Source organism: Pseudomonas sp. Marseille-Q8238 (assembly GCF_965111915.1).
This window is the reverse complement of sequence record NZ_CBCOPI010000001.1, coordinates 4,374,209-4,398,477: the sequence shown is the minus strand read 5'-3', so window position 1 is coordinate 4,398,477 and position 24,269 is coordinate 4,374,209. Positions and strand designations below refer to the sequence as shown.

17 protein-coding genes are annotated in these 24,269 nt (G+C 64.2%); 10 read left to right on the top strand and 7 right to left on the bottom strand.

Going from position 1 to position 24,269, the window contains the following annotated elements:
• Nucleotides 1-29 precede the first annotated feature (29 nt).
• On the bottom strand, nt 30-1,007 hold the full coding sequence (locus ACWPW0_RS20195) for a sulfite exporter TauE/SafE family protein (RefSeq protein WP_447594478.1): 978 nt from the start codon (nt 1,005-1,007) through the stop codon (nt 30-32).
• Nucleotides 1,008-1,183: 176 nt separating this feature from the next.
• On the opposite strand from ACWPW0_RS20195, the gene ACWPW0_RS20190 reads away from it, so the two are divergent.
• The gene (locus ACWPW0_RS20190; RefSeq protein ID WP_454256344.1) at nt 1,184-1,729 is read left to right on the top strand and encodes a GNAT family N-acetyltransferase; all 546 of its coding nucleotides are present in this window, start codon (nt 1,184-1,186) and stop codon (nt 1,727-1,729) included.
• Nucleotides 1,730-1,735: 6 nt separating this feature from the next.
• Here the strand turns inward: ACWPW0_RS20190 and selO are convergent, their stop codons facing one another.
• Nucleotides 1,736-3,199 carry a protein adenylyltransferase SelO gene (gene selO, locus ACWPW0_RS20185; RefSeq protein ID WP_454256343.1) on the bottom strand — a complete coding sequence of 488 codons (1,464 nt, stop codon included), beginning with the start codon at nt 3,197-3,199 and terminating at the stop codon, nt 1,736-1,738.
• 190 nt (nt 3,200-3,389) lie between these two features.
• Here selO and ACWPW0_RS20180 point away from each other — a divergent pair, with 190 nt between their 5' ends.
• On the top strand, nt 3,390-3,812 hold the full coding sequence (locus ACWPW0_RS20180) for an Sbal_3080 family lipoprotein (RefSeq protein WP_447594472.1): 423 nt from the start codon (nt 3,390-3,392) through the stop codon (nt 3,810-3,812).
• Between the two features lie 51 nt (nt 3,813-3,863).
• Here the strand turns inward: ACWPW0_RS20180 and mscK are convergent, their stop codons facing one another.
• A complete protein-coding gene (gene mscK / locus ACWPW0_RS20175; protein ID WP_454256342.1) occupies nt 3,864-7,181 on the bottom strand; it encodes a mechanosensitive channel MscK in 3,318 nt (1,105 codons plus the stop codon).
• A gap of 176 nt (nt 7,182-7,357) precedes the next feature.
• On the bottom strand, nt 7,358-8,299 hold the full coding sequence (locus ACWPW0_RS20170; RefSeq protein ID WP_447594468.1) for a LysR substrate-binding domain-containing protein: 942 nt from the start codon (nt 8,297-8,299) through the stop codon (nt 7,358-7,360).
• A 106-nt stretch (nt 8,300-8,405) separates the two neighbouring features.
• Between ACWPW0_RS20170 and ACWPW0_RS20165 the strand changes: the two genes are divergently transcribed.
• From ACWPW0_RS20165 to ACWPW0_RS20130, 8 genes are all read left to right on the top strand, one after another.
• Nucleotides 8,406-9,485 carry a tartrate dehydrogenase gene (locus tag ACWPW0_RS20165; protein ID WP_454256341.1) on the top strand — a complete coding sequence of 360 codons (1,080 nt, stop codon included), beginning with the start codon at nt 8,406-8,408 and terminating at the stop codon, nt 9,483-9,485.
• 253 nt (nt 9,486-9,738) lie between these two features.
• Nucleotides 9,739-11,346: a BCCT family transporter gene (locus ACWPW0_RS20160; protein WP_447594464.1), complete on the top strand. Its 1,608-nt coding sequence runs from the start codon at nt 9,739-9,741 to the stop codon at nt 11,344-11,346.
• Between the two features lie 10 nt (nt 11,347-11,356).
• The gene (locus tag ACWPW0_RS20155; protein WP_454256340.1) at nt 11,357-12,316 is read left to right on the top strand and encodes an alpha/beta hydrolase; all 960 of its coding nucleotides are present in this window, start codon (nt 11,357-11,359) and stop codon (nt 12,314-12,316) included.
• A gap of 147 nt (nt 12,317-12,463) precedes the next feature.
• The gene (locus ACWPW0_RS20150) at nt 12,464-13,582 is read left to right on the top strand and encodes an aromatic ring-hydroxylating oxygenase subunit alpha (RefSeq protein WP_447594460.1); all 1,119 of its coding nucleotides are present in this window, start codon (nt 12,464-12,466) and stop codon (nt 13,580-13,582) included.
• A 57-nt stretch (nt 13,583-13,639) separates the two neighbouring features.
• A complete protein-coding gene (locus tag ACWPW0_RS20145; protein ID WP_454256339.1) occupies nt 13,640-15,088 on the top strand; it encodes an NAD-dependent succinate-semialdehyde dehydrogenase in 1,449 nt (482 codons plus the stop codon).
• A 70-nt stretch (nt 15,089-15,158) separates the two neighbouring features.
• Complete coding sequence (locus ACWPW0_RS20140) at nt 15,159-16,130, top strand: PDR/VanB family oxidoreductase (RefSeq protein WP_454256338.1); 972 nt, start codon at nt 15,159-15,161, stop codon at nt 16,128-16,130.
• Nucleotides 16,131-16,289: 159 nt separating this feature from the next.
• Nucleotides 16,290-17,549, top strand: coding sequence for an OprD family porin (locus ACWPW0_RS20135; RefSeq protein WP_454256778.1), 1,260 nt, complete (start codon nt 16,290-16,292; stop codon nt 17,547-17,549).
• A 92-nt stretch (nt 17,550-17,641) separates the two neighbouring features.
• Entirely contained in the window at nt 17,642-18,736 is a 1,095-nt protein-coding gene (locus tag ACWPW0_RS20130) for a PAS domain-containing protein (protein WP_447595730.1), read from the top strand.
• 81 nt (nt 18,737-18,817) lie between these two features.
• Here the strand turns inward: ACWPW0_RS20130 and ACWPW0_RS20125 are convergent, their stop codons facing one another.
• The 3 genes from ACWPW0_RS20125 to ACWPW0_RS20115 form a co-directional block, all read right to left on the bottom strand.
• Nucleotides 18,818-20,560, bottom strand: coding sequence for a potassium/proton antiporter (locus ACWPW0_RS20125; protein ID WP_447594456.1), 1,743 nt, complete (start codon nt 20,558-20,560; stop codon nt 18,818-18,820).
• Nucleotides 20,561-21,341: 781 nt separating this feature from the next.
• Entirely contained in the window at nt 21,342-23,144 is a 1,803-nt protein-coding gene (locus ACWPW0_RS20120; protein WP_454256337.1) for an acyl-CoA dehydrogenase, read from the bottom strand.
• A gap of 81 nt (nt 23,145-23,225) precedes the next feature.
• Entirely contained in the window at nt 23,226-24,269 is a 1,044-nt protein-coding gene (locus ACWPW0_RS20115) for an NAD(P)H-dependent flavin oxidoreductase (protein ID WP_454256336.1), read from the bottom strand.

The window sequence follows — 24,269 nt, the reverse complement described above, 5'->3', positions numbered from 1 at the left end:
GTTGGAAGCTTATGCCGCCGGTGTGCTCCTCAGCTCAGTGCCTGGTAGATGTTGTAGGCGCTGATCAGGGTGATCAGGCAGCCGACGATGGTCAGCAGGGTGCGTGCCGACAGCTTCTTGCACAGCAGCGCGGCGAAGGGCGCGGCGAACATGCCGCCGAACACCAGGCCGGCGACCATCATCCAGGTATCCGGCTGGCCGGCGAGGAGGATGAACGAGGTGGCGCTGGTGATGGTCAGGAAGAACTCGGCGAAGTTAACCGAGCCGATGGTGGTGCGTGGGTCGCTGCCCGAGCCCAGCAGGCTGCTGGTGACTACCGGGCCCCAGCCACCGCCGCCGGCAGCATCGACGAAGCCGCCGAACAGGGCCAGCTTGGCCACGTGCCTGGGTTCCTGGCGTTGCTTCTGCACATGGCGGTAGGCCTTGCGCAGGATGTACAGACCCATCAGCAGCAGGTAGGCGGAAATGAAGGGCTTGAGCACATCACCATCGAAGCTGGTGATCAGCACCGCACCCAGCACCGCACCGATGATGCCCGGCAACAACAGGCGCAGGAACAGCGACTTGCTGACGTTCCCCAGCTTGACGTGGGAAATGCCCGATAGCCCGGTGGTGAAGACTTCGGCGATATGCACGCTGGCACTGGCGGCGGCCGGCGAGGCACCGGCGCTGAGCAGGAAGGTGGTGGCTGTGATGCCATACGCCATGCCCAGCGCGCCATCGATCATCTGGGCGAAGAAACCGACGGCCACGGCACTCCAGAAGACCGGGCTGCGCAGGGTACTTTCGATGATTTCCATGCCGCTGCTTTCGTTGTCACCGAAGAACAGGCTCCAGGCAAGGAAGGCCAGCAGGCAGAGCAGGGTCGACACCGCAAACCACATGGCGAGGCGCAGTACAGGGTGGTTTTCCGGGTGCGAGACGTAGTCTTCGACGGGCGGTAATCCCAGCGCCTGGTGCTCGTCGTTGAGTGCACTCGGGCTGAGATCGAGATCGCGGATTTTCATGCAGTTATGCGCCTGACAGCTGGTGGTAGAACAGGCTGGAATAAAACAGCGGGCGACGATAAGCGGATTCGCTTAGTGAGTCTAAGAATGTTTAAGAAGGTTTATATTCCATTTCGAATTAAGAAATGCCCGGTCTGACCTGCTTGAATTCAGACCATTTGCAGAGCGAGACGCGGATGCCGTGCGAATTCCAGCCTGACTATTCAACCCCGGATGGGCACTATCGGATTGGCTTGGCGGTGCCTGAGCACCTGGCTTGTCTACCGGCCATCGAGCGGGCGGCGGCCAGCCTGTTTCCGGATGCCGTGCTGCCGGCACCCCTGCGTGCGCAGGTGACGACACAGGAGGCGTTGGCGCGCATGCACGCGGCTGGACGCGTGTGGGTGGCCGTGAGTGCATCGGGTGAGCCCGTGGCATTTGCCCTGGCCGAGCTGGAGGGCGCGGTGGCGCATCTGTGCGAGGTGGATGTGCATCCGCACCATCAGCGCCAAGGCCTGGGTGCCTGCCTGATCGATGCGGTCGTGCGTTGGGCGCGTGACGGCCAGGCCTCGACGCTGACCCTGACAACCTTCAGCACGCTGGCGTGGAATGCTCCTTACTACGCGCGTCTGGGATTCTGCCAGGTGCCGGAGGGCGAATTGTCGGCTGCACTGCGCCAACGCCTGCTGGCGGAGCATGAAGCCGGGCTGCGTGATCGGGTGGCGATGGTGTTGTCACTCTAGGTCGATCTACGACGAACAACTGATCTCCAGGTGCTTGCCCCACTCCGGTGGGCGCTGGGCGTATTTCTCCATGCCCGGTTGCTCGGTGAACGGCTGACTCAGGACCCGGTGCAGTTCGCGCACGGGGGCGTCATCGCCCTGTTCGGCCGCCTCGATGGCCTGCTGGGCCAGGTAGTTGCGCAGCACATACAGCGGGTTGACCGCGTGCATGCGCTGGCGGCGTGCGTCCGCGCTGCCGGGTTCGCGGGCACTGCGCGCGCAGTAGTCGGCGGCCCAGGCGTCGAAGGCCGGCAGGTCGACGAAATCGTCACGCACGTGGCGCACGGCTGCTTCGGCGGGCTGCTCGCCCAGGTGGCGGAAGAACAGGGTGTAGTCGACCGCACCGCCCTGTTGCATGAGTTGCAGCAGGCGCTGGATCAGTGCGTCGTCGCCCTCTTCGGCGAGGGTGAAACCCAGGCGTTTGCGCATCAGGTCGAGGTAGTGCGCCTGGTACAGCGGCAGGAACAGCGCGAGGCTGTCGCGTAGCGGCTCCACGTCGATGTACGGCGTCAGCGCCTGGGCCAATGCGGCGAGGTTCCACTGGGCAATGGGCACCTGGTTGCTGAAGCTGTAGCGGCCAGCGTCGTCGGAGTGATTGCAGATGTGGTTGGCGTCGAAGTCGTCGAGGAAGGCATAGGGGCCGTAATCGAAGGTGATGCCGAGGATCGACATGTTGTCGGTGTTCATCACGCCGTGGCAGAAGCCGTAGGCCTGCCAGCGGGCGATCAGCTCGGCATTGCGTTCGACCACCTCGCGGAACATCGCCAGCCAGGGCTCGTCCTCGGCGAGGCATCCGGGGAAATGGCTGGCCAGCACGTGTTCGCCAAGCTGCTTCAACTGCTCGTGCTGGCGGGTGTAGTAGAAGTATTCGAAATGGCCGAAGCGAACGTGGCTCGGCGCCACGCGCAGGACCATGGCGGCGGTTTCCTGCTTTTCGCGCCACACCGGTGTGCTGGAGCCGGTGACGCACAGTGCGCGTGAAGAGGGGATGCCAAGGGCGTGCAGGTGCTCGCTGGCGAGGAATTCACGGATCGAGCTGCGCAGCACGGCGCGGCCATCACCCATGCGCGAGTAGGGCGTCATGCCGGCGCCCTTGAGGTGCAGGTCCCAGTGCTCGCCGGCGTCATTGCGCACCTCGCCCAGCAGTAGGCCACGGCCATCGCCCAGGCGCGGGTTGTAGCTGCCGAACTGATGACCGGAGTAGACCATGGCCCGAGGCTCGGCATCGCTCCACAACGTGTTGCCACTGAACAGCTTCGCGAACACCTCGCTGTCGGCCTCGGCCGGATCGAGGTCGAGCAGGGCCATGGCGCTCGGGCTGGCCACCACCAGGCGTGGCTCGTCGATGGGGTCGGGCATCACGGACGTGGAGAAGTCATCGCCGAGTCGGGCGAAGCGGTTGTCGAAGATCAGGTCGGCGAGGGTTTTCAACGGGGGGGCTCCGGGGCGCAGGAACGGCATTGTGCGCATTGGCAGGCGATAGCGTCCAATCGCGCCCGCGTGATGTCGATTTGCTATCGCTGTATTGGCTGATACATTCTGCGCCCCCACGGATGGGATGGCCCTGCAGCTGCGGGACGTTCTGCCGGGGATTCCATCCTTTCCAGCTGGCCGTTGATGAATGAAAAAACTGATTGTTGTAGCCCTGCTCAGCCCTTTGCTCGGCGCGTGCTCGAGTGTGCAGAAGATTGACCCTGTCGCCAGCCGTGCAGGCGAGAAAGTCTGCATCGTGGAGAACCCCAAGGTGCGCGAGGGATTCCTCTCGTCCTACCAGCGTGCCGTCGAGGCCAAGGGCATGGCGGTGCAGGTCGTGCCGGCCACGGCCGGTACGCAAGCCTGCACGCTGACCTCGACCTACACCGCCAGCTGGAACTGGGATCTGGCGCTGTACATGCGTTACGCCAAGATCTCCATCTACCGTGATGGCCAACTGGCGGGCGAGGCCCTGTATGACGCGCACACGGCAGGCATGAGCAAGTTCATCGATGCGGACAAAAAGGTGCAGGAGCTGGTCGGCCAGTTGTTCGTGACCAACGCCTACTGAGCAATGGCTTGCGGTCGCTCACGGTAGTGTCGAGCGACCGCAAGTCCAGCCTCAGCTTTTCCCTTCCTCTTGCGCGCCGTCGTCTTCCGGCGGCGGCAGGGTTTGCGACTGGCCCTGATTGTTGGCCAGGGTGACTTCCATCTTCGGCACGCCGATCAGGTTGATGCCGTGTTCCTGGAACAACTGGTCGACGCGACGGTTCAGTTCGTCGGTGGCCAGGCCGCGATCGCCCAGTTCGCGCACGTAGACCTTCAGTTCGTGCTCCAGGCTGGCTGCGCCATAGGTCTTGAGTTGCACGTTGGCCGCCGGCTCGCGCAGCACCCGGTGGTTCTCCTGGGCGGCCTGCAAGAGCAGCTTGCGCACCAGCTCCAGGTCCGCGCCCCGGTTGACCGTGAACACCAGCACGATGCGGGTGATGGTGTCGGTCAGGGTCCAGTTGATCAGCTGGCTGGTCAGCAGGATCTGGTTGGGTACGATCACCGCCTTGCGGTCGCTGTCGGTGATGTGGGTCGCGCGGATGCGGATGCGGTTCACCGTGCCGGTAACGGTGCCGATGGTGATCAGGTCGCCGATGCGGATCGGGCGCTCGAACAGCAGAATCAGCCCGGAAATGAAGTTGGCGAAGATCGCCTGCATGCCGAAACCGATACCCACCGAGAGCGCCGCCACCAGCCATTGCAGCTTGTCCCAACTGACGCCCAGGATCGACAGGGTGCTGACGAAGCCGAGGCCGGCGATGGCGTACGAGAGCAGGGTGGTGGTGGCGTAGGCGCTGCCTTGGGCCAGCGACAGCCGCGACAGCACCAGCACTTCGAGCAGGCCTGGCAGGTTGCGGGCAAGGACGACGGTGATGGCGACCACGATCAGCGCGCCGAGCACGTCGAGCACGCTGATCGGCGTCATGGCGATCGCGCCGCCGGTGCCCGTGCTGTAGTTGTACAGAGTGATGTCGTCGAGGTAGGTGAACACGCTGAGCAGATCGGCCCACACCCAGTACAGGCAGACGATGAAGCCGCCGAGCAGGGCCAGGCGGATCAGGCGCATCGACTGCTCGTTGACCTGGTCGATATCCAGGGTCGGTTCCTCGACGGGCAGCTCGGTGCCTTCCGGGCCTTCCTTGGTCTGCGCCTGGCGTTTGGCCAGGGCGCGCTGGTAGGCCAGGCGGCGGGCCGCCACGGCCAGGCCGCGGGCGAACGCGCCTTCGAGCACCAGCCACAGGATCAGCAGGTACAGCGTGTCGATCAGCCGATCGGTGAGCTTGAGGGCGGTGTAGTAGTAGCCGAAGCCGACAGCCAGCATCAGCATCACCGGCAGGGCGGTAAAGGCCATGCCGATCAGCATGCGGAACGAGGACGCGTGTTCGCGCATCGGGCCGGACAGCAGCAGGCGGCTCATCAGCCAGGTCATCAGGCCGAAGCACACCAGCAGCACGACGATGCCGATCACATCCTCGGCGAGGGCCGCCGGCTGGTGTTCGGCCACGGTAACCACGGCGACCAGGGCCAGTACCACCAGGCCCAGGCTGCGGATCTTGCGGCTGAGGTAGGCGACGTGCGGGCGAGCCCAGCGGAAATGCAGCTCGGCGACGCCATCCGGCTCGAGAATCCGGTACAGGGTGTAGAACACCAGCCAGGCCTGGGCCATCTGCAGCAGGGCGCTGCCGAGCGCGGCGTTCTGGCCGCGGGCATCGATCTGCAGGGCCAGGCCGCAGAGGGCAAGGAACAGGGTGACCGGCAAGCCCAGCAGGATATTGATGAAGATCGCCAGCGGGGTATGCAGCTGGCTGTCGCGTTTGTAGTGGCCGATGTCTTCGTGCAGGTGCTGGAGCTTGTCGTGCAGCCAGCGTCGGCGCCAGAGCAGCGCGGCAATCAGCAACAGCAGAGGAATGAACAGCCAGGGCCGGTCGACCAGGCCTTCCCCCAGTTCGCTGATTGCCGAGCCCCACGGCACGGCATTCAGCTGGCGTTCCAGGTAGGTCGGCGCCTGGCGTAACCAGGCCAGGTCCAGCGGCTTGTTGCTGGGAATCCAGAACATCTGTTCTTCAAGGGTCTTGCGCAGGGCGCCGGTGGTGTCCTTCAGCTGCTTCTGGTTGAGCTGCAGGGTGATCGATTCGTTGAGCAGGGCGTTCAGTTCGCGGCTCAGGCGGTCCAGCAGTTCGTTGCGGGTGGTGACCAGTTGCAGCAGGGTTTCGCGCAGCTCCGGGGTGACCTGATCGGCGGGTTGCTTGGCCAGCAGGCCGTCGACGTAATCCGGCAGGCTGCTCAGGGCGTCGCGGCGTTGACCCAGTTCGAACTGGTACAGGCGCAGGTCGGCAATTTCGTCGGCCAGGTTGTTGTCGGACTTCAGGCGCGGCAGGGCCTGTTTCTGTTTGTAGAGAATCTTCGACAGCAGCAGGCTGCCCTTGAGCACGTCGATCTGTTCGTCCAGGGCCTGGGTGGCCTGGCTGACGCTATCCAGTTGCTGCTTGGCTTCGAGGTTCTGCCGGGTCAGTTCGTTGAGGCGGTCGGTGGCGCGCAGCAGGTAGTCGGAGAGTTTCAGGTTCTCCGCGCTTTCCTGGGCCACCAGGCTGTCCGGCGTGGCCTTCTCGGCTTCGCGGGAGAGTTCGGCGACCGTCTGCTCCGAGCTGGCGCGGCGCTTGTCGTTGATCAGCGACTGCAGGTCGAGGCTTTCCTGTTCGAGGCGGCGAATGCGTTCGGCGAGCAGGTCGTGCCGGGCGTTGCCCAGGTCCTGCAGCAGGCTGTTGCCCTGCAGCTCCTGGCGGCGCAGTTCTGTCCTGGCGGCCAGTGCGGCGAGTTCGGCGTTGAGCTGGTCGCGCTGTTCGGCGCTCAGGGTCTTGCCGGTGTCCTTGCCGGTCTTGAGCAGGGCGTTGATCTGCTGGGTACGGGTCTGGTTGCTGCTGATCTCGGCCTGGGCGCGCTCGGGGCGGGTTTGCGAGGTGATGATCAGGCTGTTGGCTTCGGTCAGTTCCTGTTGCCAGGTGGCCAGCTGCGCGGTGCGTTGGCTGAGCAAGGTGTCGAGCTGTTGCGGGTCGGTGTTGCCGTAGCGCTGCTGGACGTTGGTCGGCTCGCTGTCCTTGAGGCGGGCGGATTCGCGCTGGGCATCGCTTATCTGCTGCGGGGCGGCATCCAACTGCTGCTTGAGGTCGGCCAGGCGTTGCTCGCTGTCGGCCTTGTTGGTGAGAAAGGCCAGGGTCTGTTCCAGCGCCTGTTGCACGACCTTGAGATCGGCCTCAGGCAGCTTGCGGGCGGCCAGGCCATCGAGACTCTGCTGCACGGCAGCGCTGGTAGGCACTTCGGCGGCAGGCAGGTCGAAGGTGAGCAGGCTGAGCCCGAGCAGGGCGGCGGTACACAACGGGCGCAGGAAGGACATCGGATCGAACGCTCAGGTGAATGAATGGGTCATGACAGGGGCGCCACCGTGCGAGCGGTTGGCCAGTGCTTACCCTGTCGATACTTCCTCAAGGGAAAGGCCGATGGGCGGTAAGTTCCCGCAACATACTACTTCGATGCTGGCGCTGGACAGGTGCGCGCGTGCGCAAAGGCGATTCATGGCGAGGGGCCGGCGTCGGCTGCTTCGCCATTCATCGCGCCATAGCGGGCGGCGAAGTACTGCCGGAAGAACTCCACGGTGACGCGGATCTTCGCCGAGCTGGCCAGCGGCGCGGCATACACGGCCCAGATGTTGGCGGGCTGGTGGTAGTCCGGAAGGATCTGTACCAGGCGGCCGCTGGCCAGGCTGTCGTTTATGTCCCACTGCGAGCGCAGCAGGATGCCGCGGCCATCGACGCACCACTGGTGCACCACTTCGCCGTGGTTGGCGGACAGGTGCCCCGTGACCTTGACGCTCTCTTCGCCGTTGGGCCCCTGCAGGCGCCACAGGCCGAAGGGGTGGTCGCGCTCCTTGATGATCAGGCAGTCGTGGCCAGCCAGTTCGCTGAGGTTGCGTGGCTCGCCGTGGCGCGCCAGGTAGTCCGGCGCGGCGCAGAGGATGCGTCGGTTGGCGGCCAGTGGTTTGGCGATCAGGTTGGGCGCGATGTTGTCGCCGATACGGATATCGAGGTCGAAGCCCTCGGCGATCAGGTCCACCAGGCGGTCGTACACGTCGAAGCGGATGTCCAGTTGTGGGTAGCGCGCGGAGAGTTCCGACAGCGCCGGGGCGACGTGTTTGCGGCCCAGGCCGAAGCTGCTGACGATGCGCAACTGGCCGCGCGGCTCCTGGTGCAGGGCCGAGACTTCGTCGCTCATGCGCTCCACGGCATCGAAGATGTGCTGTGACCAGTGGTAGACGCGTTCGCCGTCTTCGGTGACGGCCACGCGTCGGGTCGTACGGTGCAGCAGGCGCACGCCAAGGTTTTCCTCGAGCAGGCGCACGCGCTTGCTGACGAAGGCCGGCGAGGTGCCCAGCTCGGTCGCTGCGGCCACGAAACTGGAGCGGCGGGCGACCAGAACGAAGACCCGCAGGTCTTCAAGGTTCGGCAGACTGTTCACGATTTGTGTCTTATAAATCAATGGATGGGTGGATTATTTGTTCTGTTGCCACTTATAGCATGGCTCGCGACTGAACTTCTTTATCCGCAAGAGCGAACCCATCTCCATGACTAAGACATACAAGATCGCAGCGATTCCCGGTGATGGCATCGGCAACGAGGTGCTGCCCGAAGGCTTGCGTGTGGTCCAGGCAGCCGCACAGAAATGGAAGCTGGATCTGGCCATCGAGACCTTCGAGTGGGCCAGCTGCGACTATTACGAACACCACGGCAAGATGATGCCCGACGACTGGTTCGAGGTGCTGCAGGGCTTCGATGCCATCTATTTCGGCGCGGTCGGCTGGCCGGACAAGGTGCCGGACCACATCTCCCTCTGGGGCTCGCTGCTCAAGTTCCGTCGCGAGTTCGACCAGTACGTGAACCTGCGCCCGGTACGTCTGTTCCCCGGCGTCCCTTGCCCATTGGCCGGTCGGGAGCCGGGCGATATCGACTTCATGGTGGTGCGCGAGAACACCGAGGGTGAGTACTCCTCGCTCGGTGGGCGCATGTTCGAGGGCACCGAGCATGAGTTCGTGCTGCAGGAGTCGGTGTTCACCCGTCGGGGTGTCGACCGCATCCTCAAGTACGCCTTCGACCTGGCGCAGAGCCGCGAGCGCAAGCAGGTTACTGCCGCGACCAAATCCAACGGCATGGCGGTGAGCATGCCGTATTGGGATGAGCGCGTGGCCGCTATGGCCACCCATTACCCGGACATCCGCTGGGACAAGCAGCACATCGATATCCTCTGTGCGCGCTTCGTGCTGCAACCGGATCGCTTCGATGTCGTTGTGGCCTCCAACCTGTTCGGCGACATCCTCTCCGACCTTGGTCCGGCTTGTGCGGGCACCATCGGTATTGCACCGTCGGCCAACCTCAACCCCGAGCGGCGCTTCCCGTCGCTGTTCGAGCCGGTGCACGGTTCGGCGCCGGACATCTATGGACAGAACATCGCCAACCCGATCGCCATGATCTGGTCGGGTGCGCTGATGCTTGAATTCCTCGGCCAGGGCGACAGCCGTTACCGCGATGCGCATGACGGCATCCTGCGGGCGATGGAGCAGGTGATTGCCCATGGGCCGAAGACGCGGGACCTGGGCGGCAACGCTTCGACCCAGGAGGTGGGCGAAGCCATTGCGGCGGCGCTGTAGGTTCAACGCCCGCGTGTCGCGCGGGTAATGAGGTGAGAGGCTCGGGCGCGTTTTGGCGCCCGAGCAGAACCGGTGGCGCGATGGCCCCGAGAGGGCACGCGGCACACTATTTTTGCGACCCCGAAAGCCCGTGCCAGATAGGTGCTGGCGTTCATTGATTGGCGGAGCGACGACTACACAGGGCGTTTGTGTACTTCCGGCGGGTCAGGCCTGGCCGGGACAATTCAACTCACTCTCTCCACAGGAGAAGATGATGACCAACAACAATAAAAAAGATGTATTCCTGATAACCGCGAGCCTGATCACCGTGCTGGTCACCGTGGTGGGGCTGGCCCTGTTCCCCGGGCCATCCGAGCATATCGCCGGGCAGCTGTTCGAATGGTCGACCCGCACCTTCGGCACGGCCATCCAACTCTTCGTGTTTGCCTGCGCGCTGCTGGTGTTCTTTCTGGCGTTCAGCAAGTACGGCCATATCCGCCTGGGCAGTGGTCGTCCGCAGTATTCGACGACCTCGTGGATCTTCATGTTCATCCTCTCGGGCCTCGGTTCCTCGACGCTCTACTGGGGCTTTCTCGACTGGGCCTACTACTACCAGACCCCAGGTCTGAACCTGGCGCCGGAGTCCCAGGAAGCCCTGCGCTTCAGCGTGGCTTATTCGTTCTTCCATTCGGGCCTGAGTGCCTGGGCTATCTACGCGATTGGCGCTGTGGCCATGTGTTACCACTACCATGTGCGCAAGAACAAAGGCCTGAGCCTGGCGGCGATGATCGAGGCGATCACCGGCTTTCGCGCTGCGGGTCCGGTTGGTCGCGTGGTCGATCTGCTGTTCATGCTGTGCATGTTTGGCGCGCTGACCATCTCGCTGGTGCTGACCGCCATCACCTTCGCCAAGCTGCTGTCCAACCTGACCGGTATCCCCGATACCTTCGTCACGCAGCTGGCCATCATCCTCGCCGTGTCGGTGCTGTTCACCCTGTCTTCGTACGTGGGCATGGACGGCGGCATGAAGCGCCTGAGCAACATGGTGTGCTGGGGCGTGGTGCTGCTGGCCCTGTATATCTACGCCTTTGGCCCGACCCAGTTCATCACCAACAATTCGCTGTCCAGCCTGGGCCTGATGGTGACCAACTTCGTCGACATGAGCCTGTTCACCGATCCCATGGGCGATGGCAAATTCACCCGCGAATGGACGGTGTTCTATTGGCTGTGGTGGATCTCCTACGCACCGGGCGTAGCCCTGTTCGTCACCCGCGTGTCACGTGGCCGGACCATCCGTGAAGTGCTGATGGCCATGGTGCTGGGCGGTTGCGGTGGCCTCTGGTTCGTCTTCGGTGTGCTCGAGAACTACAGCGTGCACAGCTTCATCACCGGGGCAGTCAACGTCCCCGACGTGCTGAGCAGTCAGGGTGGCGAAGTGGCCATCAGCCTGCTGCTCGACCAGCTGCCGGCGGGCCGTGTGGTGATGGCGTTCTTCCTGGCGGTGATGGCGATTTTCCTCGCCGCGCACATGGATGCCGTGGGTTATGCGGTGTCGGCCACCTGTACCCGTGACCTCAAGGCCGGCGAGGACCCGTCGCCATTCGACCGCCTGTTCTGGTGCGTGATGCTGACCCTGCTGCCGCTGGCAATGATCTTCTCCAAGGCGCCGCTGAACACCATGAAGACGGCGGTGATCGTCACGGCGATTCCGTTCGCGGTGATCATCCTGATCAAGGTCTACGGTCTGCTGCGCTGGTTGCGTGAGGACTACGGCCACATCCCGTCCCACAAGATCGAAGAGATGCACCGGGTGCTTCCGGAAGAGACGCAGGCGGACGAGCCCCCGGCGATGCGGGCCGTGGCCAGCAAGCAGGCAGTCTGAGGAGCGGCCGATGAGCAAGCGCTATCCCCTGGCAGCTGCAATGCGCGCCTTCGTTGAAACCAGCAATACCTTCACCGCCGCCGATGACAGCATCGGCGCCGGGCGGGTGGCCTACGATGCGCTGTGCCGGCACTTCACCCCGGCTCGCAGCGGCGATCCGCATATCGAGGACAGGCTGTTGCAGGCGCCAGGGCGGAACATCGGCCTGCGCCTGTACCGCCCGCTGGGCGATGCCCCGGCTGGTGGCTGGCCCTGTGTGTTGTATCTGCATGGCGGCGGTTGGGTGGTTGGCGGGCTCGACTCCCATGAGTTCGTGGCGGCGCCACTGGCACGCGATGCCCGGGCATTGGTTGTCGTGGCCGACTACCGGCTGGCGCCGGAGCATGTCTTTCCCGCCGCGTTCGACGACAGCCTGGCGGCCTGGGATTACCTGCAGGAGCAGGCCGCAGAATTGGGCCTCGACCCGGCGCGCGTGGTTGTCGCGGGCGACAGCGCCGGTGGCAACCTGGCGGCGGCTGTGTGCCTGGCACTGGTCGGTCGAAACGGCCACGCACCGGCCGGGCAGGCGTTGATCTACCCCGCGCTGGGTATCGAACAGAACCTGCCGTCGTACCGCGAAAACGCCGATGCGCCGCTGCTCAGCAGCGCCGATATCGCGCTGTACCTGAAACTGTATGCACCTGATCCCACCAGCCATCGTGATCCCCGGCTGGCACCGCTGGCGGCGCATTCGCTGGCCGGCTTGCCACCGGCGTTCGTGGCGGTGGCGGAGTTCGATCCATTACGAGATGACGGTCGCGTGTATGCCGAGCGGCTGCGAGAGGCTGGTGTGCCGGCGCACTACCACCTCGGCGCCGGCTTGCTGCACAGCTGCCTGCGGGCGCTTGATGATTGCCCGGAAACCGCGCGGCTCTATCGGGCCTTTGTCGACGCCATCCGCACCATGCACATACCCGCCGATACCCCGTAGCCGTAGGGCTGCATACGACGAAAGGGATTTGACAAGCGCTGTGCGCTGAGGCCAAATCGCACCACTGTTGTTAACCAATAGTATTGTGTTAACCAATAGATAACAAAATTTGGCGGGCAAACCCGCTTTCAGCCAGAGGAAAAAACGATGAGTGCCTACTCCAAACTCCATCCCGACTTCTGCAATGACCCGGACAACGCCTGGACCATCCCGGCCGAGTACTACACCAGCGACGCGGTCTATCAGTTCGAGAAGGAAAAGGTCTTCGCTAACAGTTGGATCTGCGTGGGTCACCGCAGCGAACTGGCCGAAGCCAACGACTACATCACCCGTGAGGTGATCGGCGAAAGCATCATCGTCGTGCGTGGCCGCGATCTGGTGTTGCGCGCGTTCTATAACGTCTGCCCGCACCGTGGGCACCAGTTGCTGCAAGGCAACGGCAAGGCCAAGAACGTCATCACCTGCCCGTACCATGCCTGGACTTTCAAGCTCGATGGCGAGTTGGCTCATGCGCGCAACTGCGACAACGTGGCCAACTTCGACAAGGACCAGTCCTCCCTGGTGCAACTGAAGGTCGAGGAATACGCGGGCTTCGTCTTCATCAACATGAACCCCGAAGCCGGTACCGTCGAAGACCAGCTGCCGGGCCTGGAAGCACGCATGCGCCAGGCCTGCGCGGTGATCGACGACCTGCACCTGGCCGCGCGTTTCGCCACTGAAACCCCGGCCAACTGGAAGTCGATCGTCGACAACTACATGGAGTGCTACCACTGCGCCCCGGCCCACCCGGGGTTCTCCGACTCGGTGGACGTTGGCCAGTACAGCCACACCCTGCACGGCAACTGGAGTCTGCAATACGGCCTGGCCAAACCGTCGGAGAAATCCTTCAAGTTCGACGAGTCGGTCAAGGACCCCTCCTTCGCCGGGTTCTGGGCCTGGCCGTGCACCATGTTCAACGTGCCGCCAGGTGGCGACTTTATGACCGTGATCTACGAGTTCCCGGTCGACGCCGAAACCACCCTGCAGCACTACGACGTGTACTTCCTCAACAAGGAACTCACCGAGGATCAGAAAGCGCTGGTCGAGTGGTACCGCACTGTGTTCCGCCCCGAGGACCTGCGCCTGGTGGAGAGCGTGCAGAAAGGCCTGCGTTCGCGCGGCTACCGCGGCCAGGGCCGGATCATGGCCGACCGTCAGCGCAGTGGCATGAGCGAGCACGGCATCGCCCACTTCCACAGCCTGATCGCCGTCGCGCACCAGGACTGAGCCCTGCCACCGCCGGCGCATTGCGCCGGCGGACTATCCACACGAGGAGTTTCCCGCGTGAACCTGAATGATCCCCGACTGCTGCGTCAGCAGGCCTTCATCGATGGCGCCTGGCGCGATGCCGATGAAGGCCGCACTGTCGCTGTAACCGACCCGGCCAGCGGCGAACTGCTGGCCCATGTGCCGCTGATGGGCGCCGCTGAAGCCGTGCGTGCCATCGAGGCGGCGGATGCCGCGCTGCCCGCCTGGCGTGCGCGCACTGCCAAGGACCGCGCGCAGATCCTGCGCCGCTGGTATGAGCTGATGCTCGAACACGAGCAGGACCTGGCCCTGCTGATGACCCTGGAACAAGGCAAGCCTCTGCACGAGGCGCTGGGCGAAATCCGCTACGCCGCTTCGTTCATCGAGTGGTTCGCCGAGGAAGGCAAACGCATCTATGGCGATGTGATTCCCAGCCCGGCAGGCGACAAGCGCCTGGTGGTGATCAAGCAGGGCATCGGTGTGTGCACGGCCATCACCCCGTGGAACTTCCCGGCGGCAATGATCACCCGCAAGGTTGCTCCGGCCCTGGCGGCCGGTTGCACCATCGTGGTCAAGCCGGCCAACGAGACACCGCTGTCGGCGCTGGCGCTGGCCGAGTTGGCGCAACGTGCCGGCATTCCGGCAGGGGTGCTGAACATCGTCACCGGCGATGCTGTGGCCATCGGCGCGCAGTTCACCGGCCACCCGCTGGTGCGCAAGCTGAGCTTCACCGGCTCGACGCCGATCGGTCGGCTGCTGATGGCGCAGTGCGCCTCGACCATCAAGAAGGTCTCGCTGGAGCTGGGCGGCAACGCGCCGTTCATCGTCTTCGATGATGCCGATATCGAGGCCGCCGTCGAAGGCGCGCTGGCAGCCAAGTACCGCAACGCCGGGCAGACCTGCGTGTGCGTCAACCGCTTCTATGTGCATGACGCTGTCTACGAGCGCTTCACTGAGCGCTTCAGTGCCCGTGTGCGCGAGCTGCGCGTGGGCCACGGCACCGAGCAGGGCAGCGAGATCGGCCCGCTGATCAGCGCCAAGGCGGTGAACAAGGTGCAGAGCCTGGTCAACGACGCCCTGGGCAAAGGGGCCAAGCTGGTCGTGGGCGGACAGGGTCATGCTCAGGGCGAGTTCTTCTATGAGCCGACCGTGCTGACCGACATCGCGCCGGGCATGGAACTGCTCGAGGAAGAGATCTTCGGCCCGGTGGCGGCGCTGGTGCGTTTCTCCAGCGACGAGGAAGTCGTGCGCCTGGCCAACGACACCCTGTATGGCTTGGCGGCCTATTTCTACAGCCGCGATATCGCCCGCGTGTGGAAGGTTGCCGAGGCGCTGGAGTACGGCATGGTCGGCATCAACACCGGGCTGATCTCCAACGAAGTCGCGCCGTTTGGCGGGGTCAAGCAATCGGGCCTGGGTCGCGAAGGTTCGCGCTACGGTATCGAGGATTACCTGGAACTGAAGTACCTGTGCTTCGCCGTGTGAACGGCGGGCATTGTCCCTATGAACCGGGCGTCAGTGCGTGCCGCCCGAGTAACAAGAGCCGAGGTTAGCCATGGCCAACAACTATGAAATGATCGCCGCGCGTGTCACTGCCGTGGAGCAGGCAACACCCCTGATCAAACGCTTTACCCTGGTGCGCCAGGATGGCCAGCCCCTGCCGACCTTTACCGGTGGCAGCCATATCATCGTGCAGATGCAAGGTGCCGATGGCCGCCGCTTCAGTAATGCCTACTCGTTGATGAGCGACCCGGCGGACACCCGCGCCTACCAGATCGGTGTGCGTCTCGAGGAGCAATCCAAGGGCGGCTCGGCGTTCATGCACAACCAGGTGGAAGTCGGCACCGAGCTGACCATCTCCACCCCCAACAACCTGTTCGCCATCGATCCGAGCGCCGGCCGCCACGTGCTGATCGCCGGCGGCATCGGCATCACCCCGTTCCTCGCCCAGCTCTATGAGCTGCAGGCACAGGGCGCGGCGTACGAACTGCACTATGCCTTCCGCGCGCCGGAGCATGGCGCTTTCCAGGATGAGCTCAGCACAGGGCCGCATGCCGAACATGTGCAGCTGTACATCGACAGCCTGGGTCGCATGCTCGACCTGCGCCAACTGTTCAGCGGCCTGGCCACCGATGCCCACGTTTACGTCTGCGGGCCCAAACCGCTGATCGACGCGGTGATCGCCACTGCTCGGGACCTGGGCATCGCCGACGCGCGCGTGCATTGGGAGCAGTTCGCCGCCACGCCCGCCAGTGGGGGAGCCTTCACCGTGGTGCTGGCCAAGTCCGGCACCGAGCTGCGCGTGGAGGAGGGTGTGACCATTCTCCAGGCTATCGAAAAGACCACGACCGTCGAGGTTGAATGCCTGTGTCGCGAGGGTGTCTGTGGCACCTGCGAGACGCGCATTATCGAGGGCGAGGCCGAGCACTTCGACCAGTACCTGAGCGACGACGAGAAAGCCTCCCAGCGCACCATGATGCTGTGCGTCTCGCGTGCCCGAGGCGAGCGTCTGGTCCTGGATCTCTGAGCACCTGAGCACCTGAGCCCTCCCGTCCGGGAGGGCCTTCGTAGCAGAACAGTCTCCCCGGTGATGGCTTGACTGCCGCCACCGCGGCGGCTTGCATCCAAAATGTGGAGAACGCCTTTGAACAACAACAAGAAACAACCTCTCCTGACCCTGTCCCTGATGACCCTTCTCGGCAGCCCACTGGCGTTTGCCGGACAAGCCGATAGCAACGGTTTTCTGGAGGACAGCCACCTGGATTTCCTCGCCCGCAACCTCTACTGGAACCAGAACGCCACCCACGGTGTGCAGGACAAACGCGAGTGGGGCCAGGGGCTGCGCCTGGAATACAGCTCTGGCTACACGCAAGGTACGGTCGGTTTCGGGCTCGACCTGCACGCCTATTCGGTCTTCAAGCTCGATGGCGGCCGTGGCTACGCCGGACGGGCCAACGTGTTGGTGCCCGATACCGAGGGCGCGCGTGACGAGGCCGGCTCGATCGGTGGCGCGGTGAAGCTGCGGGTCGGTGAAACCGAACTTCGCTACGGCCAGTTGCGGCCCTACAACCCGGTCTTCGCGCCGGCGGATGCACGGCTGATGCCGGCCACGGCCACGGGCTTCTGGCTGACCAGCGCCCAGGTGCCGAAGATGAACCTGGAGGCCGGACACTTCACCGCGGGCAAGGACTTCAACAGCACCGACAGCCATGGCAATTTCTATGCGGCGTATGCAGGCGTATCCAGCAGCACGGTGGATTTCGTCGGTGGCAGCTATGCCGTCAATGACCAGCTCAAGCTCAGCCTCTATGGCTCCGAGTACAAGGACATCTGGCGCCAGTACTACAGCAACGTCAATTACACCTTTCCCTTCGGGCCGACGCGTAGCCTGAACATCGACTTCAACCTGTATCGCTCCAGCGATGAAGGCCGTGCCCTGGCCGGCAACATCGACGTCACCGCTTGGTCGCTGGCTGCCGCCTATACCCTGGGTGCCCATACCTTCCGGCTCAGCCACCAGCGCAACGAGGGTGACCAGCCCTTCGATTACCTGGGGTTGGGGCCAGGCACCTACCATGATTCCATCTACCTGGCGCACTCCTCGCAACTGGCCGACTTCAACGGTCCGCGCGAGCGTTCCTGGGGCGGGGTGTACACGCTCGACATGACCACCTATGGCGTGCCGGGGTTGAGCATGAGCTTGCGTTACATTCGGGGTGATCACGTCCAGGGCGATCGGGTCGAGTCGGGCAGCCGCTACGACTTCTACGCCGACAGCGAACACCACTGGGAGCGCGACGTCGATCTCAAATACGTGGTGCAGAGCGGGACAGCCAGGAACCTGGCGCTGCGCCTGCGCTACGCCACACACCGCATCAGCGGCGCGTCGGATACGGATGCCGACCAGCTGCGGTTGATTGCCGAGTATCCCTACAGCTTCTTCTGAGTCAGCCTGATGAAAGGCGCTCAGGGATGAGCGCCATGGTTCGGCATGTATACTGGCCAGCCATTCGTCACCACCGGTCGACCTGCCCCGTCATGATGGAAAACACCTTCGCCTTCCGCCTCAAGGAACTGCTCGAGCACCACAAGCTCACCCTGCAGGCAGTGGCCAGCGTGCTCGGTATTTCCCGCACGGCGGTGCACAAATGGACCCGTGGCGGCGAGATCGACTACGACAACCTGCGCGCCCTGGCGGCCTTCCTCAAGGTCAACTGGATCTGGTTGCGCTACGGCGAGGAAGCCTTGCGCGATGTGCAGGGTGCCGAGGTGGTCGAACTGCCGATGACCGATGTGCGGCGGCGCTACACCACGGAAATCATGGCGAGCGAAGCGCGCATGCAACTGGCCCAGGAAAACGCGCGCATCGTGACCTGGGAGTGGAACCTGATCACCGACGAGATCACCTATTCGGCCAACGTCGAGGATGTCTACGGCTGGTCGTTCACCTGCAACGAGGATTTCTGGCCGCACCTGCATCCCGATGATGTGGCGGCAATGGCCCCGCTGTACCGCGATGTGATCGCCAACGGCACCAGCAGCGACTATGACTTCCGCATCTTCCGCCCCGACGGGGAAATGCGCTGGATCGCCTCGCGAGCGACCATCGTCAAGGATGCTGCCGGGCGGGCGGTGAAGATGGTCGGCATCAGCATGGACGACACCGAGCGCAAGAGCGCCGAGGAAGCCTTGCGGGCCAGTGAGGAACGTTTCCGGGCGATCTTCGAGCTGGCCGGCGGGGCGATGGCCTACATCGGCCTGGATGGCACCTGGCTGCGCGTCAACGACACCCTGTGCGCCCTGTTGGGCTACAGCGCCGAGGAGCTGGCCGGCCTGACCTTCCAGGCCCTGACCCATCCCGACGACCTGGAAACCAACCTCGAGCAATTGCAGCGCCTGCTCGACGGCAAGGTGGATAGGTACGCGGTGCACAAGCGCTTCCGGCGCAAGAGTGGCGAATACGTCTGGGCCAATGTGCGCACCTCCGTGCAGCGCAATGCGCAGAGCGGCAGCCCCGAACACCTGATCAGCGTGATCGACGATATCAGCGAGCAGCGTGCCCATCTGCAGGCGTTGCAGGCACGCATTGATGAACTGCAGGCCGCCCTGGAACAGGCGGGTTCCAGCGTATAAACGCTGCGGGGTTATCGAACTGCGTGGGGCGTACTTGCGCGTGCGAGGTTACGCGAGCGAGCCTCGCAACCGCTCTCGCCGCTAGAGGAAAAGACCAGGCTTGGCCTGCCCCTCGGGGAACCTGACGCCCACCTTGCGCACCTTGTTGCCTTCCATCAGGGCGACAGTCCAGGTCAGGCCATTCCACTCGACCTGGTCGCCGAGAATCGGCTGGCCGCCAATCTCGTGGGCGATGAAGCGACCCAGCGGCAGGTGCCCATCGATGTCGTGCAGGTTCAGGCCATAGAGGGCCGCGATGTCGGCCATCTCGGCGTCCCCTTCGAGCACGAAGTCACCGAAGAAACGCAGGTCCTGGCCGCGCAACGGCGCCTGGCTGAACAGCTTGCCCAGCGCCGACAGGTCATGCTCATGGCCTACCACGCAGAGCGTGTCCGACGCCTCCAGGCGGGTACTGCCCGAGGTGTGCAGCAGTTCATGGCCGCGGAACAGCGCGGCGATACGCGTGCCTTCGGGCATCTTCAGTTCGCGCAGCTGCGCCCCGATGCACCACTTCTCCGCGCCCAGGCGATAGATGAACAGCTCCCACTCGCTGGTGGGGTGAATCTCCAGGCCCGCGCGCGAGATCGGTGCCGGCTCTGGCGGTACGGTCACGCGCAACAGCTTGGCCGCCAGCGGCAGGCTGGCACCTTGCAGCAGCAGTGACACCAGCACGATGAAGAACGCCACGTTGAAGTACAGCTGCGAGTGCGGCAGGCCAGCCATCATCGGGAACACGGCGAGAATGATCGGCACTGCGCCGCGCAGGCCGACCCAGGCGATGAACATCTTTTCCCGGTCGTGAAACGCGCGGAATGGCAGCAGGCCGACCAGCACCGACAGCGGGCGGGCGAACAGGATCATCCACAACGCCAGGGCCAGGGCCGGCACGGCGATGGGCAGCAGGTCGTGCGGGGTGACCAGCAGGCCGAGTACCAGGAACATGCCGATCTGCGCCAGCCAGGCCATGCCGTCGAGCATGTGCAGGATGCCGTGGCGGCTGCGGATCGGTCGGTTGCCGAGCACCAGGCCGCACAGGTACACGGCAAGAATGCCGCTGCCATGCAGGGTGTTGGTCAGGGCGAAGACCATCAGGCCGCCGCTGACCACCAGCAGCGGGTAGAGGCCGCCCGGCAGATTGATGCGGTTGACCAGTTTCAACAGCAGCCAGCCGCCCCCGAGGCCGACCAGTGCGCCGATGCCGAACTCGCTGAGCAACTGGCCGAGGAAGGCGAAGCTGAATTCGCTCTGGCCCTTGGCGAGCATGTCGATCAGGGTCACGGTGAGGAACACTGCCATCGGATCGTTGCTGCCGGACTCGATTTCCAGTGTCGCCGTGACCCGCTCGTTGAGGCCCTTGCCGCCGAGCAGGGAGAACACCGCGGCGGCATCGGTTGAACCCACGATGGCGCCGATCAGCAGGCCCTGCATCAGGTTCAGGTCGAACAGCCAGGCGGCGGCCATGCCGGTCAGCCCGGTGGTGATCAGCACACCGATTGTGGCCATCGACAGCGCCGGCCACAGGGCCACGCGGAAGCTCGACACCCGGGTGCGCATGCCGCCGTCGAGGAGAATGATCGCCAGCGCCAGGTTGCCGACCAGGTAGGCCATCGGGTAATTGCTGAAGCCGATGTGGCCGGGACCGTCGACCCCGGCGACCATGCCGACCACGAGGATGATGACCAGGATCGGTACGCCGATGCGCGATGACAGGGAGCTCACCAGAATGCTCGTTCCCACCAGCAACGCGCCGATCAGGAACAGGCTATTGATGGTGACTGCATCCACGGGCAAGACTCCAGGCGAGAAAGGGCGATGGCGGGTAGTGCGGAGATGGCATGCAGTGCACATGCCAGATCGCCCGATTCTAACCTGTCACCTGCGATTTCCTGCAAGCGCCTTGCGTGAATTAATCGGGGTGGAATGGGCCGCTTGTCGTAATGGCTGGTTGAGGGTGAGTGGTGTGTTGCTGGGGATAAAGCGACGCGAGCTTGTCGCGTTTGTTCTAGCTGTTTATGGCGTGTTCTGGAACCTTGGGTTTCGCCCAGCAGGGCGAAACCCAAGGCTTGGTATTCGATACATAGCCTGGGCACATAGGCGCCAGTGGGGGCTGTGCCAGCCCGCCTGGCTGTCTGCCCAGACCATAAGCGCACGCGCTGCCCAGTCGACAGGCAAAAAATCCCCGCACTAAGGCGTAATGCTGTTCACATAAGCATTTGCGGCTTGCCGGGACACTCCAGGAACCCGCTGCCAGTCATCTGGTCGCGGGTTATTTGGATATTTTCCAGCCGCGCCGAGGGGGCCTCTTTGAGGCAATTGCGGACGTTCGACCTTTGCGTTTCATGGCGCGCCGATTGGTGGGCTAAAGCCCACCCTACGCGGGGTACCAGATCTGTAGGGTGGGCTTCAGCCCACCAGCTTCAGTGTCCACAACTGCCTCGATCCGGCCATCCATGTCGAAACGTCAACAGACCAAGAAAAACGCCGCGACTCCCATTGGGATCGCGGCGTTTTTCTTAAATGAACAGCATTACGCACTAAGGCGGGGTCGGGAAGGGGATTCGAGGGCTCAGAACCAGGCGTCGCGCATGTTCAGGCAGGTGTCGTCGCGGGCCTCCAGAATGGCCAGGTCATGGTGGCAAGCCGGCACTTCCCACGTCAGGAAGTAACGCGCAGCTTGCAGCTTGCCCTGGTAGAAGTCGGCGTCTGCCGCATTGCCGCGAGCCAGGCCTTCTTCGGCGCGGATCGCCTGTTCCAGCCAGCGCCAGCCGATCACCGTGTGGCCGAATACCTTCAGGTACAGCGCCGAGTTGGCCAGGCTTTGATTGACCTTGCCGGCCATCAGATCACCGAGCAGGGCCAGGGTCACCGCCTGCAGGCGGGCCACCAGTTGCTCCAGTGGCTGGCGCAGTCTGTCCAGCGAGTCGTGCTGCGTCGCGCGCTGGCAGCAGTCCAGGATCAGCTTGAGCAGTTGCTTGAGCGCCGCGCCGCCATTCATCGACACCTTGCGTCCGAGCAGGTCGAGCGACTGGATGCCGTGGGTGCCTTCGTGGATCGGGTTGAGGCGGTTGTCGCGGTAGTACTGCTCCACCGGGTACTCGCGGGTGTAGCCGTGGCCGCCGAGGATCTGGATCGCCAGTTCGTTGGCCTTGAGGCAGAACTCCGACGGCCAGGATTTGACGATCGGCGTAAGCAGGTCGAGCAACTCCAGCGCAGTCTTGCGTTTTTCCTCGGTGGCCAGGGTCTCGGTGTCGTCGAACAAGCGCGCCGCGTACAGGCCGAGGTCGAAGGCGCCCTCCACATAGGCTTTCTGGGTCAGCAGCATGCGTCGCACGTCGGCGTGGTCGACGATGGCCACTTGCGGGCTGGTCGGGTCCTTGCCGTCGGGCTGGCGACCCTGTGGGCGGTTACGGGCGTAGTCCAGCGAGTACAGGTAGCCGGCGTAGCCGAGCATGATCGCGCCCATGCCGACGCCGATGCGTGCCTCGTTCATCATCTGGAACATGTACGACAGGCCGTGGTGCGGTTTGCCGATCAGGTAGCCGACGCAATCACCGTTGTCGCCGAAGTTCAGCGCGGTTGAGGTGGTGCCGCGCCAGCCCATCTTGTGGAACAGGCCGGCGAGCAGGGCGTCGTTGCGCTTGCCCAGCGAGCCGTCGGCATTGACCAGGAACTTGGGCACGATGAACAGGCTGATGCCCTTCACCCCGGCCGGTGCGTCCGGCAGGCGCGCCAGAACCATGTGCACGATGTTCTCCGAGATCGGCTGGTCGCCGCCGGAGATGAAGATCTTGTTGCCCTTGATCCGGTAGCTGCCGTCATCGGCGGGCTCGGCCTTGGTGCGGATGTCCGACAGCGACGAACCGGCATGGGGTTCGGTCAGGGCCATGGTGCCGAAGAAGCGGCCGTCGATGATCGGCTGCAGGAACAGGCGTTTCTGTTCGTCATTGCCGAAGGTGTCGATGAGGTTGGCCACGCCCATGGTCAGCATCGAATAGGACGAGGTGGCGATGTTGGCCGACTGGAAGTGGGCGAAGCAGGCCTGCGACAGCAGGTTGGGCAACTGCATGCCGCCGACTTCGAAGTCACGGGTGGCGTTGAGGAAGCCCGCCTCGTGGAAGGCGCGCAGGGCCGGCTCGACCTCGGGGATCAGTTGCGCGGCGCCGTCCACGTACTGCGGCTCGTGCTCGTCGTTCTTGCGATTGTGCGGCGCGAACAGTTCCTCGGCGATGCCGCGTGCGGTGCTGATGGCCGCCTCGAAGGTCTCGCGGTTGTGGTCGGCGAAGCGCTCGCGCTGGGTCAGGGCTTCGGCATCCAGCACTTCGTAGAGCTCGAAGGCCAGGTTGCGGGAACTGAGCAGGGACTCGGACATGATCTACCTCCGGTGGAATAGGTCCGAGTCTAAGCAGCCGGGAGGCGTACTCCCAGCACTATCCATGAGCGTGATGGCGCCTCAGAGATCGAAGCCAGCCACCAATTCACGGGTCAGCTCGGCGGCCCCAAGGGGGCGACACAGGCTGGCATTCTGCCCCGCCCAGAGTGGCGAGAAGTCGCCGCTGCCCTGGGCTTCCGCCTTGCTGCGCAGCGGGGCGATGGCCGTGGTGGCCAGCGGGAAACCAGGCGCCGCCGGGCTGATCGGCCCCAGCTCGCGCATCACCCGGTTGACGATGCCGCGTGCCGGACGACCGCTGAACAGGTTGGTCAGGGCTGTGTAGCGCGCCGCCGGGCTGGCGAGCATGGCGCGGTGGATGGCGCTGGTGCGGGCTTCCGGACAACTCAGGTAGGCGGTGCCGACCTGCACCCCGGCTGCGCCCAGCGCCATGGCGGCGCGTACGCCCTGGGCCGTGGCGATACCGCCGGCGGCGAGCACCGGGACGTTCACGGCCTGGACGATCTGCGGCAGCAGGGCGAAGGTGCCGAGCTGGTCGCTGATATCCATGTTTAGGAAGTGGCCACGATGGCCGCCGGCTTCCAGGCCCTGGGCGATGATCGCATCGACGCCGTTGGCTTCGAGCCACAGCGCTTCTTCGACGGTGGTTGCCGAACTGAGCACCTTTGCGCCGGTGGCTTTGACCCGTGCCAGCAACTCGCGCTGGGGCAGGCCGAAGTGGAAACTGACCACGGCCGGGCGATGGGCCTCCAGCACCTCGGCCATCTCGGCGCTGAACGGCTGCCGACCCGGGCCGGCGGCGATGCTGCTCGGGTCGATGCCGAACTCTTCGTAGTACGGCGCCAGCGTTTCGCGCCAGGCGGCTTCCTGGCTTGCGTCAGCCGCTACCGGGGTGTGGCAGAAGAAATTGAGGTTGAACGGGCGCTGGGTCAGGCCCTTCAGTGCAACCAGTTCGGCATCGAGTGTGGTGGCATCGAGCAGGGCGCAGGGCAGCGAACCGAGCGCGCCGGCATTCGACACGGCAGCGGTGAGTCGATGGTCCTGGGAGCCGGCCATGGGTGCCTGCACCAGCGGATGGTCGATATCGAGCAGGGACGTGAGGTTCAT